This window comes from Vicinamibacteria bacterium, from assembly GCA_035620555.1.
In the GTDB taxonomy this organism is placed as follows: domain Bacteria; phylum Acidobacteriota; class Vicinamibacteria; order Marinacidobacterales; family SMYC01; genus DASPGQ01.
This window is the reverse complement of sequence record DASPGQ010000136.1, coordinates 1-11,980: the sequence shown is the minus strand read 5'-3', so window position 1 is coordinate 11,980 and position 11,980 is coordinate 1. Positions and strand designations below refer to the sequence as shown.

Below are 11,980 nucleotides of genomic sequence, written 5' to 3'. Positions count from 1 at the left end.
TCAAGGATGATTTCTCGGAAGAGAGGGAAAAATGGGAGCGACGGAGCCCCTCTCGCGGGAGGGGCTCCGCAGGCTCGAAGAGATTGACTAGGTGCCGGCTTTCAGGGTCGTCTCGTAGGCCAGGTCGCCCCAGGACAACTTCAAGGAGTCTGACTCGAGCTCGATGGTGAAGACATCCGTCGCCTCGCCCGGCATTTTGCTCATCTTGATGCGAGCGACCTCCGAATCGGTCTTGTAACCCGCGAGCATCGGCCAGGGCTCGTTCGCCATCTCTGCCGGTGCCTCCGACCAGAGCTCCTTGAGAGGAACGCCCAGGTTCTTGTTCACGCATAACGACCAATCGCCCGCTGCGGGAGCATGCACGTACAGGCTGTACTTGCCCGCGGGGATGGTGGCGTTTCCAATCTGAATGGGTCCTGCGGTCTCGAGGGTCGTGACCTGGTTCTCACCGGCGCGCCAGATGCGATCCTCGGGGAGGTCTTTCATCAGATCCGAAATCGACCGGCCTTTCAAGGCGGGGCGACCGTAGTCGACCACGACTTTGGTTCCGCTGACGGTGGTCTCGGCCTTACCTCGCGGCTGGCGTTCTTGAGCGAGGCTCAAGGCAGCCACGGCGGCGAGGGAGCCCACGATGGCAAAGCGTTTCCACATAATCCGATACTCCTTACTGGGGGCCCCTTCAGGGCGCCCGGCACAGTATAGCGCGCCGGAAATTCACATTAAGAAAGCGCTAACGAGAGGTCAGGTATCGATGATCCTCGTAGAGCCAAACCCTCCCGCGCCGGTAGAAGAGCCGTACGTAGACGGGGCTTCCGTCCACCGGAAGACCGCTGACCTTCGCTTCGGGGCGGGTTCCAAGAGAACCGCTGTCGAAGAAGTCCCTCTCGCCCGGGCCGCTCCCCGCGAGAAGCCACCACTCCGCCACCGGGTACTCGCTTTGAAAACGAAACACCGCCTTGCCGTTCGACAGGGGGACGCCGGCACCGGGGGAGATCTCGGGCGGGGCGACTCGCGGCCGGAAGTTCGCAAGGGTCGTCCGCAGGCGTGAGATGGTGAGCGCGTTGTCCTGGCGTGAAGTTCCCAACCTCCGGCCTCCGAGAGTGACTCTGGGACTCGAGAATCGAGCGAGGCGCCTGCCAGGCCCGTAGGCCATGATGGTGCGGTATCGGCTCGATGGGTCACGATAGCCGAAGGAATACTCGAAGGGTCCGCCAAAAGTAGCGGGATCTTCTGGGGCGTGGTCGCAGCCGAGGTTGTGACCCAGCTCGTGGGTGAGCGCATAATTCGCGTCGATGCAACTCCACTCGACGACCGAAAAGGCCCAGGCGGAGAAGCCGGGGTTGTCCTCGCGCATGAGGTAAGCGATCCCGCAGCCATCGGATTCCTCGACCACGAGCTGCACGAAATCGGCGCCACGAGAATCTCGGAGCGCGTGGACTTCATCGAGGGCGCCGTCACCCGCGTGCGCGAGGATCTCGAGGTCCGATTCGACGCGGCCCGCCTCCTCGTAGCTCACCTCTTGCATCTCGACGAGACGTACTCGCGTGGGGACGCCGCTTTCTCGAAGCGCGAGGTTCGTCTCCGCCACGCCTAGCTGGACGAGGGCCTCCATGGAGTGACTTCCACCCGCCGAGAGTCGCGCCCGCGGAGTGTAGACGACGAGAAGGTCGAGAACGTCCCCCCGGTCGTTCAGCGCTCTCGGCACGACGGGGCCGACTTGTGGAACCAGGGGCATTCTCTCGGGGACATCTGCCGTCGACTGGACCTGCCGAGCGACCCCGCCGCGCAAGCGATACTGTTCGGCGGCGGTGCGGAGGGTTCCGGCGAGAGCCCCTTCATGCGCCGACAGGATCACCTCGCTCACGTCGTCCCCGACGAGGCGGCCAATCACGACGAAGCTCCTCGGGCCGGTTGCCAGGAGCTCATCGCGATGGATCCGAAAGCCGGCCAGCTCGAAATCGTCTTCCCCGAGGATCTCGACCGGAGCCCGCCGCGGTGCCAGGTCTCCCACGGAAACGACAGGGCCCAGCAGGAGTGCGATCTGCCACATCACCATCACGCTACCAGCTCACGCTACCAGAGCTCGAGGAACACGAAAACCGCCACACCGGTGATGGAGACGTAGAGCCACACCGGAAAGGTGACCCGCGCAAGTCGTCGGTGGCGATCGAATCGGCCGCTAGCGGCGAAGAAGAGCGTCGCGAGAACGAGTGGCAGACCGACGATCGAGAGAACGATATGTGATATCAAGATCGAAAAGTAAACCGGTCGAACGACGCCCTCGCCGGGGAACGGGGTGTCTCCCTGGTAATGATGGTACACGATGTAGCTCACGAGAAAGCAGAGCCCGACGAGGACCGCTGTCAGCATGAGCTTCATGTGGAGCGTGCGACGGCCACGGCGGATCGCGATGAAGCCGAGCGATAGCGCGACCGCGCTCGTGAGATTCAACGAGGCGTTCAACGCCGGAAGACTGGCCGTCCATGGCGGTGGCTCTCCCGACCCCTCGCGAAAATAGAGGAGCCAGAAGAGGAACCCGAGAACGATTGCGCTCGAGGCCGCGATGAGGGTGAGCGCCCGTCTCTCGGTCACGACGTGAGTCGCTTCAGGTCCGCCTCCGCAGCGATGTAGCCGAAAGCCGCCCAGTAAGGCCCTTCGAGGATGGTCTCGAAGAGGGCCTTCGCCTTGGGCTCGTCTCCGTTGACGAGGTACCAGTTGGCGAGTCCGTAACCCTGGGTTGCGACATCCAACGGATCGGTGACGTCCAGGAGCGCCTCCGGCTCGACGAGCCCCTTATACATCAGGAGACGCTTATGGTAGGAAGTGTTCTCGAGAATGTCCATCTCCTCTTTGATGAGGTCTAGCACCTTAGCGGCGTCATCGTCCCGACCCAGGCGACGCAGCGTCATGTATTGCCAGTCCGCGGTCGCCACGAGCATGTCGTCGTTCACCCGCGAGAACTCCATGCAGGCCTCGTACGCCCGCGCCGCCGCGCTGAAATCTCCCTTGAGGTAATAAGCCAATCCGAGGTGGTACCAGATGTTCGAATGGGAAGTGCTTCGCGGAATCCCGGCGGCGTTCGGCGCGCCGTCGGGCTCGACCTCGTCGGGAACTCCTTCGATGAGTCGGGCGGCTCGCTCCAAATCGGCGATGGCCGCCTCGAAGTTGCGAACGGTGATATAGCGGTGACCGCGATGACGGAAGAGCTTGTAGTTATCCGGATGTTTCTCGATACCCTTCGTGTAGACCTCGATGGCGTCTCGATAGCGCCATAGGTAGGCGAGTCTGCGACCGAGCCAGATGATGTTTTCCGCACTCTCGGGCGCGGCATCGTAAGCGGCCTGAGCTCGAGCCAGATTCGCTTCGAGCTCGGAGCGCCGGTCTTCCGAAAGATCCATCGGGTACAGCGGCTTGCCGAACAGCGACGTGGCCTCGGGAGCCCGCTGGCCGAAGACCGAGCTAGCGAGAATCACCAGTGTCAGCGAGCTCATCGCAGTGCCATGAAAGGACCAGGGATGAAGAGACATTGACATTCTCCTTGTCGTAGAGGCACGTCGAGCGCTTCATGCGGTAAACCGCTCGCGGTCGATCGTCCCACGTCGGGCCAATCATAAAGGATCCGGGCGAAACTCCGGGGGGAGACGTTCTATTGTGTGGGTTGCCTAATTGGCAGGCATCGCTCGAACGTCAGTTGAACGTGACGGAGTGCGAGTGCTCGAGCTCGGTCGTCGAGACCTTGGACACGCGGGCTCCACCGGAAATCTGCTGGACTTCGGCCGCGGTCAACTCGACAGTATGGGGGTGATCGGCCGTGCCCCTGATGTTCAAGGCGAGCATGTTCCCGGCCATGAGCTCCGCGGCGGTGATGATCGCCGTGTGACCGTGATTCGCTCCGATCGCCCCACTCGCCCCGCCGGGTGGGGGCGGCGGTGTAGGCGACGAGGACCCCCCGGAATTGTCGCCGCACCCGAGGATCGTTATCGTGACGCCACTCAACATGGCTAGCGCCGAATGGACCGTAAACTCTCTTCGACTGATGAACTTGCGCTGATTCATGCGTCTTCCTCCAGTTCGAGCTTCGACGGTTTATCTTGCAACCTTCGTGCCCGCGCGAATCCACGAGACCACGAGATCCCGCGGAACGTTCGCTTACGGCAGCCGTAAGGCCTTACCGTTTGAGAAATCCCCGGGGCCCACCCGCGCTCGTTCGATTTGATCGCTTCATTCCCGGCTGCGATGATGTTCTCGTGGAGCTCGACGAGCGATTCATCGGCAAGACGTACGACGACTTCCTCTTTCGCCCCCAAGAAGGGGTCGTGGAGACCCGGCGGGACGTCTCGCTCGGCTCGAGGTTGACCAGGGAGCAGGCGCTCGAGCTCCCGGTTGTCTCCTCCAACATGGACAGCGTCACCGAGGCAAACATGGCCCGAGCGATGGCCCTGGAGGGCGGCATCGGCATCGTCCACCGAGCCATGACGATCGCGCGACAGGTGGAGATGGTGCGCGGGGTGAAGAGGAGCTACAGCGCCGTCATCGCCAACCCACTCCGCCTTCCCCGGGGTACGTCGATCGGAGAAGCCAAGGATTTCATTCGACAGCACAAGATCACCGGCATCCTCGTGGAGGAGGGGCGCGGGAGCGGCACACTCGCTGGACTTCTGACCAACCGGGACATTCCGCACCGAAGCGACTTCGACCGCCGGCCGGTCGATGATTTCATGACTCCCTTCTCCCGACTTCACAAAAGCCCGCCGGGAATCTCGGACGAGGAGGCCGAGCGGCTGATGTTCGCGAAGCGCATCGAGCGGCTTCCCCTCGTCGACACCGAGCGGCGCATTCACGGGCTCATCACCCTTCGCGATCTCCTGTTTCTCCGCAACCGGCCTTTTTCGAGCAAGGATGTCAAGGGGAGTCTTCTCGTGGGAGCCGCCACCGGGGCGCGGGGCGATTATCTGGAGCGCGCCGTGGCGCTCGTCCGCGAGGGAGTGGACCTTCTGGTCATCGATATCGCCCACGGGCACTCGAAGGTGATGGAAAAGGCGATCGAGGCGATTCGGAAGCGGTGCGAGAGGACGCCACTCGTCTGCGGAAACGTGGCAACGTTCGATGGGGCGCTCTTCCTCGCCGAGCGAGGCGTGGATGCGATCAAGGTCGGGGTAGGACCAGGACGCGGATGTCGGACGCGGCTCGAGACGGCGGCGGGCGTCCCGCAGCTGCAGGCGATCCGTGAAGCCTATTGCGCGGTGGGAGACGAGGTTCCCATCATCGCCGACGGGGGCGTTTCGCACGACAAGGACATCTTCATCGCCCTCGTCTCGGGAGCCTCGACCGTGATGCTGGGAAGCGCTCTCTCGGGTACGGACGAATCGCCTGGTCACGTCATCGAAGACCCGGCCACTCACCTCAAGAAGAAGATCTATCGCGGGATGACCTCGCCGCAGGCAGTCTATCAATCACAATACGACTCGGAGAACGACGAAAGCCTCGCCACCGCCCTCGAATCGCCCGCGGAAGGGATGGAAGTGCAGGTGCCGTACAAGGGAAGCGTGGTCGACGTGCTGCACCGCATCCGCGGCCACCTCCAGTCCGCGGTGAGCTATGCCGGAGAGCAATCCCTCGCGGAGGCTCGACGCAAGATACTCCCCGATCCGATGCGCTATCTCGTGCCTCTGTCGCGAGCGGCCCAGCGCGAGTCGTACGATCGCTGACGCTCGGTGTGGTAACCGTCCCCAAATCGACGGACGGTTTCGGTCAGGCCCTGCGCGAGCCGACCTGGACGAACAACTCGCTGGCTTTGGGCCTTAACCCGGGGAGCGCTGGATGAGCGGCGATGGTCTCATCCGCGGAGAAACGAGCTTCCTTCTTCGAAGACATGACGAGGACCTCGCGCCGCTCGGGAAAAAGGATCCAAACGACGAACGCCCCCATACTCAGATACCACTTCGCCTTTTCGCGCAACGCGTCTTCCAAATCACCGTCGTCGACCCCAGCGACCTCCACCGCTAGGATGGGGGGCACGCGTCGCAGTCCGCCATCGTAGGCCCCCAGATCCGAGCGCCGCCAGATCGCCGCGTCCGCCGCGCGAGTGGCACCGCCGAGGCGCATGCCGGCTTCGTTCGTTCCGAGGACGAACTCCGGATGGCGACGAATCCACGCCCCGAGCGTAATGACGACGTCGGTAACGGTGTCCTGCTGGAAGTCTCCGCAAGGCGGCATAAACAGAAGCCTCCCGTCGAAATATTCCAGGCGTCCCACGACCGTCGGCCATGTTTCGAGCCGATCGGGGTCGAAACCAGGGGGCGGGACCATCTCTACCGGGAACCGGATTGCCCGAGGCAGCGAGATGACTTCGTCATAACGTGAGATCGTCGCCATGCGGCTCGATCTTGACATGCCCCGAGGCCGTCGGCAACATCGCAGTGCCGCGTAGTTTCAAGGGACCGAGCCGTGATAGAAACACCGATATGGACGAGCGCGTCGTCATCACCGGGGCTTCGAGCGGAATCGGTGAGGCCTGCGCCCTGGAGTTCGCCGGGGCCGGGGCGTCGGTTGCCCTGCTCGCTCGGAGAGTCGACCGACTCTCGCAAGTGGCGGAGAAGGTGCGCGCCCGAGGCGGACGGGCATTCGTCCTGCCGGTGGACCTCGGGGATGGCGCCAGAGCTCGTGTCGCGGTGCGCGACGCGGAAGCCGCTCTCGGGGCCATCGACGTCCTCGTCAACAACGCCGGCTTCGGGCTCTACGCGCCCATCGAGTCCGTGCCGCGCGCGGATATCGAGCGCCTCTTCGCCGTCAACACCTTTGGTCCACTCGCTTGCATCCAGGCGGCTCTTCCGGGAATGAGGACGCGCGGCCGCGGCGTCATCATCAATGTTTCGTCCATCGTCGGCAAACGGGCCCTTCCGATGTCGGGAGCCTACGGGGCTTCGAAGTACGCGCTCCATGCCATTTCCGACGCGCTCCGCGTCGAGCTCCGGGGAACGGGGGTGCGGGTCTCGGTGGTTTGCCCCGGCTACACGACGACGGAGTTCTCGGACAACGTGCTCGATTATGGTGCCGAACGAGGTCGGCCGCGAGGTGCCAGAATGACGGCCGAAGAGGTCGCCCGGGTGATCGCGGGCTGCGCGCGGAATCCTCGACGAGAGCTCATCCTGACGACTCGGGGTAGGTTTCTCGTATTTCTCGAACGATTTGCGCCCTCGATCGCGGATTGGGCGATCGCGCGGGCTGTCCCGGTGAAATTGCCGACGGGAGCCAAAACATGAAACGACGTCGCGCCATCATTTCACTCGCCGGTACCGCCGGCGCGCTCTCCCTCGGCACTGTCTCCGAAGCGCAAGCTCTGTCCCCCGAGGCCGTTCGCGGAATGCTCCGGACCCTGGCGCGAGTCGAGCCGCTCGCCGGCGAGGAGCAGGAAGCTCTCGCTTTCCTGCTTTCCTTGCGCCTGCAAACCCAACCGAACCCGGAGATCGAACCGGCGATCACGTTCGAGCCATGAGCCGTGAGCTGCTCCTGAGACCCTTGCACGAGCTCGCCTCGCTTCTGCGCACTCGCCAGATTTCTTGCGAAGAGGTCGTCCGCGCATGCATCGACCGCACCGAAGCCCTCGAAGCGACTCTGAACACCTACATCACCTTTCTCCCCGAGCGCGCTCTCGAGCAAGCACGTCGACGCGATCGCGAGCCCCCGCGCGGGCCTCTTCACGGGATTCCCCTGAGCCTCAAGGACGTCTTCGATACCGGCGGAATCCCAACCACGGCAGGTGCGCGGTTTCTCTCGGGCCGGACCCCGGAGCAGGATGCCGAAGTTACGAGACGGCTCGACGAAGCCGGCTGCGTCTTGTTGGGTAAGGCGAACCTCAACAAGTTCGCCGGCGGAGAATCCGGCACCAATCCCGACTTCGGGGATATGAAAAACCCGTGGAACCAGAGCTACTCCCCGTCGGGCTCGAGCGGGGGCTCGGCGGCACAGGTCGCCGTCGGCATGGTCTCCCTCTCCATGGGCTCGGACAACGGGGGCTCGATCCGAAACCCCGCTTCGGTCTGCGGGATCGTGGGCTTCAAGCCCACCCACGGTCTCGTCAGCACCGAAGGGATGTTTCCCCGCGCTTACTCCGTCGATCACGCGGGTCCGCTGACGCGCACGGTGAAGGACGCCGCGATCGCGCTCGAGATTCTGGCAGACGTCCAGGTGGAGCTCGAAGGCGACGTTCGCGGAGCGAGAGTGGGCGTCGACCGGAATCTCGTACGGCTGGGCGAGCGTGACGTCCTCCGGGTGTTCGAGGACGTGTTGAAGGAGCTCGAGGGCGTCGGTTTCGAGCTCGTGGACGTCGAGCTACCCACCCCCGAAGAAATAACGCCGATCATGTACACGATCTTCTTCTGCGAGTGGGCAACGGCACACGATCGGTGGATGAGGGAGAAGCCGGAGGAGTACCAGGGAGGCTCTCGGGCCGCTCTTCTGATCCCGGCGGTCGATTACCTGAAAGCGCAGCAGGTGCGGCGGACCCTGCAGCAACGAACCGCTCGCGCGATGCAGCCTGTCGATCTGCTCGTGTCACCCTGCTATCCGATCGTGAGGCGCTCGCACCGCGCCCTTCCCGTCGTCGGCGGACGGAGGCTCACGCTCGATGACGCACTGCGCTACACGATGCCCTATGACCTCCTCGGCCTTCCCGCGATCTCCCTTCCCGGAGGATTCGCCGACGATGACGCTCCGGTGGGATTCCAGATCGCGGGAAAGCCCTTCTCGGACGCGCTCGTGCTCCGTGCAGCTCACGTCTACGAACAGGCGACTCACTGGCACGACCGCCATCCCCCAATCTGATTCATCAAGGAGACCTCATGCAAAGCACCATCGACAGGTTCTGGGAGGAGACGATCCTGCCCACTCTTTCCGAGTACATCCGGATACCCAACGTCTCCCCTGCATTCGATCGGGAGTGGGCGACGCACGGGCACATGGAACGAGCGCTCGAGCTCGTCAGGGGCTGGCTCGAGGACCATCGCCCGAAACCCTCCCAACTGCACGTCGGGCGTGTCGACGGCCGTACTCCGGTTCTCCTTCTCGAAGTCCCGGGCGATTCCGACGAGACGGTGCTGATGTACGGCCATCTCGACAAGCAGCCGGAGATGACGGGCTGGCGCAACGGCCTCTCCGCCTGGAGCCCAGTCCGTGAGAGGGATCGACTCTACGGGCGCGGGGGCGCCGACGACGGCTATGCGGGATTCGCCTCGGTCGCGGCTCTTCGCGCGCTGAGGGAGCAGGGGAAGAAACACGCACGCGTGGTCCTTCTCATCGAGTTCTCCGAGGAGAGCGGCTCTCCCGACCTCCCCGCCTACGTGGAGCACTTCGAGCGAGAGATCGGATCGCCGTCGCTGGTGATCTGCCTGGACTCGGGCGCGGGCAATTACGAGCAGCTGTGGTCGACGACGTCTCTGCGGGGAATCCTGGCGGCGACGCTTCGCGTCGAGGTTCTCACCGAAGGGGTGCACTCAGGAGACGCGAGCGGCATCGTTGCCTCGTCGTTTCGTATCGCGCGACAACTTCTCTCGCGTCTCGAAGACGAACGGACCGGACGCATCCTCCCCGAGGGCCTTTCCGTCGAGATCCCCACCGAGCGGCGCGAGCAGGCGCGGAAGGTGGCGGAAGCGCTCGGCGACGAAGTGTTCTCAAAGTTCCCCTGGGTTCCGGGCATGCAGCCGGTGAGCTCCGATCCGGCCGAGGCGATCCTGAACCGGACCTGGCGCCCCGCTCTCGCGGTGACGGGTCAAGAGGGGATCCCGACGCTCGACAAGGCGGGAAACGTGCTCCGTCCCTACACGTCTTTGAACCTCTCGCTACGCATTCCGCCGACCCTCGACCCCAGGAAAGGTCGTGACATCCTGAGAGACACTCTCACGAGAGATCCGCCATACGGGGCGAGGGTTACCCTCGAGCTCCATGCGCCGGCCCCGGGCTGGAACGCGCCCGCCCTCGCTCCGTGGCTTGCTCGAACGCTCGACGAGGCGTCTTCCACCTACTTTGGCAAACCCGCGATGCACATGGGAGAAGGGGGCTCCATTCCGTTCATGGGAATGCTGGGCGAAAAGTTTCCCGAGGCCCAGTTCGTCATCACCGGAGTTCTGGGGCCCGAGAGCAACGCCCATGGGCCCAACGAATTCCTCGACATCGCCTACGCGAAGAAGCTCACCGCGGCCACGGCTTACGTGCTCGAAAAGCACCATGCGTCGACCCGATAGCGTTGTCTTCCTCCCGTGGAATCCTCGCGGGCGTTGAACTCTTTTCGAGCGATCGATACAATCGCGCGCCGGTTCCCCGGAGGACCCCGATGGATCCAAAACCTCACGTTCCCTACGTTCCCGCCTCCAGCACGATGCCCGAGCTCACGTTCAAGGCCGTGTTTCTCGGGGCGCTCATGGCGGTCGTCCTCGGCATGGCGAACGCCTACCTCGGGATGAAAGCGGGCCTCACGGTGGCAGCCACCTTCCCCGCTGCCGTGGTGGCGATGGCCGCGCTTCGTCCTCTCCGAGGCACGGTGCTCGAGGAGAACATCGCCCGGACGACCGCCTCGGTCGGAGAGGCCCTCGTTGCCGGCGCCATTTTCACCATCCCGGCTTTCGTGATCGCCGGGGCATGGGAAGAGATCCATTACTGGGAAAGCACCTTCATCATGCTCATCGGAGGAGTGTTGGGGGTGCTCTTCATCATCGTGCTCAGACGCACCTTGGTGGTCGAGGCTGATCTTCCTTACCCCGAGAGCGTCGCCGCGGCAGAGATCGTGAAGGCCGGCCAGGGTGGAGAGACGGGCGCCTCGTTCGTGTTCGGCGCCATGGGGCTCGCCGCTGCCTGGGAGCTGTTCAAGAATTCGAACGGGATCCACTTCATCGCCGACAGCGCCAGTCGCTTCGTCGCATTCTCGCGTTCCTCGATTCAGATCGCTCAAGAGCAAATCGGCTATGGTGGCGGCTTGCACCTCGCCAGCCCCGCCGTGTCCCCGGCGCTCATGGGCGTCGGCTTCATCGTGGGATTTCGGATCTCGGCGGTCCTCTTCGCCGGCGCGGTGGTGGGATGGCTCATGCTCGTGCCGCTCGCAACGTTCCTCAACCCCTCCTGGAACCAGCCAGTGGATTCCAACCTCGCGACCGCGATCTGGCTCAGGCAAGTGAGGCCCCTGGCAGTCGGTACGATGATCATCGCCGCCTTTTATACACTCTTCAACTTGAGGCGATCTCTCGTCGAGGGCATTCGCAAGGCCATCGAGAACATCAGCCTCAAAACGGGCGCCACGTCCGATCGGACGGAGATCGACCTCGATTTCAAGAAGACGGGGGCCGCTATCTTCGTCGCCAGCATCGCCACGCTCGCTTTGTACTTCTACTTCGCTCGGGCCTTCGGTGGAGCGCTTTTGCTCACCATCGTCATGGTCATCCTGGGGTTTCTTTTTGCCGCGGTCGCTGGCTATCTCGTCGGACTGATCGGTAGCTCCAACAATCCGATCTCCGGCCTGACGCTTTCCGCGCTTCTCTTGTCGGCGGTGCTCATGGTCGCGATCGGCCTGACGGATGTCCGGGGGGTTGCCGCCGTCCTCGGTGTTGCGGGCGTCGTCTGTTGCGCGGCCGGCATCGCCGGCGACATGCTTCAGGACCTCAAGGTGGGCCACATCCTCGGCGGGACCCCATGGCGGATGGAGACCGGCGAGATCCTCGGCGTCGTGGCGGCCGCTCTGGTTCTGGCTTGGCCCTTGAGCGCCCTCCACAAGGTCTACATCATCGGCTCGGCGGAGCTCCCCGCTCCCCAAGCCGGCCTCATGGCTCTCATGGCACGCGGGATCGTCGGCGGTGAGATGGCCTGGCCCCTCGTCATCGTGGGAATATTCCTGGCGGTGGCGCTGATTCTGATCAAAGCGCCTTCGCCCATGCTCATCGCCGTGGGAATGTACCTTCCGTTCGAATCGACCGCGGCGATCTTCGTTGGTGGCGTC

Annotated in this window: 12 protein-coding genes; 6 read left to right on the top strand and 6 right to left on the bottom strand. The window is 63.8% G+C overall.

Going from position 1 to position 11,980, the window contains the following annotated elements; all coding sequences use genetic code 11:
* Positions 1–87: 87 nt before the first annotated feature.
* From VEK15_05525 to VEK15_05505, 5 genes are all read right to left on the bottom strand, one after another.
* Positions 88–651, bottom strand: coding sequence for a DUF2911 domain-containing protein (locus tag VEK15_05525; protein HXV60133.1), 564 nt, complete (start codon positions 649–651; stop codon positions 88–90).
* A gap of 79 nt (positions 652–730) precedes the next feature.
* Positions 731–2,050 carry a M12 family metallo-peptidase gene (locus tag VEK15_05520; GenBank protein HXV60132.1) on the bottom strand — a complete coding sequence of 440 codons (1,320 nt, stop codon included), beginning with the start codon at positions 2,048–2,050 and terminating at the stop codon, positions 731–733.
* A 23-nt stretch (positions 2,051–2,073) separates the two neighbouring features.
* Positions 2,074–2,592: a DUF420 domain-containing protein gene (locus VEK15_05515; protein HXV60131.1), complete on the bottom strand. Its 519-nt coding sequence runs from the start codon at positions 2,590–2,592 to the stop codon at positions 2,074–2,076.
* A complete protein-coding gene (locus VEK15_05510; protein ID HXV60130.1) occupies positions 2,589–3,527 on the bottom strand; it encodes a hypothetical protein in 939 nt (312 codons plus the stop codon). Before VEK15_05510 ends, VEK15_05515 begins: the two co-directional genes overlap by 4 nt.
* A gap of 160 nt (positions 3,528–3,687) precedes the next feature.
* Positions 3,688–4,056, bottom strand: a complete 369-nt coding sequence (locus VEK15_05505) for a hypothetical protein (protein HXV60129.1) — start codon at positions 4,054–4,056, stop codon at positions 3,688–3,690.
* A 191-nt stretch (positions 4,057–4,247) separates the two neighbouring features.
* Between VEK15_05505 and VEK15_05500 the strand changes: the two genes are divergently transcribed.
* Positions 4,248–5,708 carry an IMP dehydrogenase gene (locus VEK15_05500; protein HXV60128.1) on the top strand — a complete coding sequence of 487 codons (1,461 nt, stop codon included), beginning with the start codon at positions 4,248–4,250 and terminating at the stop codon, positions 5,706–5,708.
* Positions 5,709–5,751: 43 nt separating this feature from the next.
* Here the strand turns inward: VEK15_05500 and VEK15_05495 are convergent, their stop codons facing one another.
* Positions 5,752–6,375 (bottom strand): Uma2 family endonuclease, encoded by a 624-nt coding sequence (locus VEK15_05495; protein ID HXV60127.1) that lies wholly within the window; start codon positions 6,373–6,375, stop codon positions 5,752–5,754.
* An 89-nt stretch (positions 6,376–6,464) separates the two neighbouring features.
* Here VEK15_05495 and VEK15_05490 point away from each other — a divergent pair, with 89 nt between their 5' ends.
* From VEK15_05490 to VEK15_05470, 5 genes are all read left to right on the top strand, one after another.
* The gene (locus VEK15_05490; protein ID HXV60126.1) at positions 6,465–7,262 is read left to right on the top strand and encodes an SDR family NAD(P)-dependent oxidoreductase; all 798 of its coding nucleotides are present in this window, start codon (positions 6,465–6,467) and stop codon (positions 7,260–7,262) included.
* Positions 7,259–7,495, top strand: coding sequence for a hypothetical protein (locus VEK15_05485; protein HXV60125.1), 237 nt, complete (start codon positions 7,259–7,261; stop codon positions 7,493–7,495). The genes VEK15_05490 and VEK15_05485 overlap by 4 nt, the downstream gene beginning before the upstream one ends.
* Entirely contained in the window at positions 7,492–8,823 is a 1,332-nt protein-coding gene (locus tag VEK15_05480; GenBank protein ID HXV60124.1) for an amidase, read from the top strand. The genes VEK15_05485 and VEK15_05480 overlap by 4 nt, the downstream gene beginning before the upstream one ends.
* A gap of 17 nt (positions 8,824–8,840) precedes the next feature.
* Entirely contained in the window at positions 8,841–10,238 is a 1,398-nt protein-coding gene (locus tag VEK15_05475; GenBank protein HXV60123.1) for a M20/M25/M40 family metallo-hydrolase, read from the top strand.
* A gap of 89 nt (positions 10,239–10,327) precedes the next feature.
* A partial coding sequence (locus VEK15_05470) for an oligopeptide transporter, OPT family (protein ID HXV60122.1) occupies positions 10,328–11,980 on the top strand: 1,653 nt, incomplete at its 3' end.

Bases quoted from the DNA above. Each gene is read 5' to 3' on its own strand.
- VEK15_05525 (HXV60133.1), bottom strand. From the start codon at position 651: ATGTGGAAACGCTTTGCCATCGTGGGCTCCCTCGCCGCCGTGGCTGCC.
- VEK15_05520 (HXV60132.1), bottom strand. From the start codon at position 2,050: ATGTGGCAGATCGCACTCCTGCTGGGCCCTGTCGTTTCCGTGGGAGAC.
- VEK15_05510 (HXV60130.1), bottom strand. From the start codon at position 3,527: ATGTCTCTTCATCCCTGGTCCTTTCATGGCACTGCGATGAGCTCGCTG.
- VEK15_05505 (HXV60129.1), bottom strand. From the start codon at position 4,056: ATGAATCAGCGCAAGTTCATCAGTCGAAGAGAGTTTACGGTCCATTCG.
- VEK15_05495 (HXV60127.1), bottom strand. From the start codon at position 6,375: ATGGCGACGATCTCACGTTATGACGAAGTCATCTCGCTGCCTCGGGCA.
- VEK15_05490 (HXV60126.1), top strand. From the start codon at position 6,465: ATGGACGAGCGCGTCGTCATCACCGGGGCTTCGAGCGGAATCGGTGAG.
- VEK15_05485 (HXV60125.1), top strand. From the start codon at position 7,259: ATGAAACGACGTCGCGCCATCATTTCACTCGCCGGTACCGCCGGCGCG.
- VEK15_05480 (HXV60124.1), top strand. From the start codon at position 7,492: ATGAGCCGTGAGCTGCTCCTGAGACCCTTGCACGAGCTCGCCTCGCTT.
- VEK15_05475 (HXV60123.1), top strand. From the start codon at position 8,841: ATGCAAAGCACCATCGACAGGTTCTGGGAGGAGACGATCCTGCCCACT.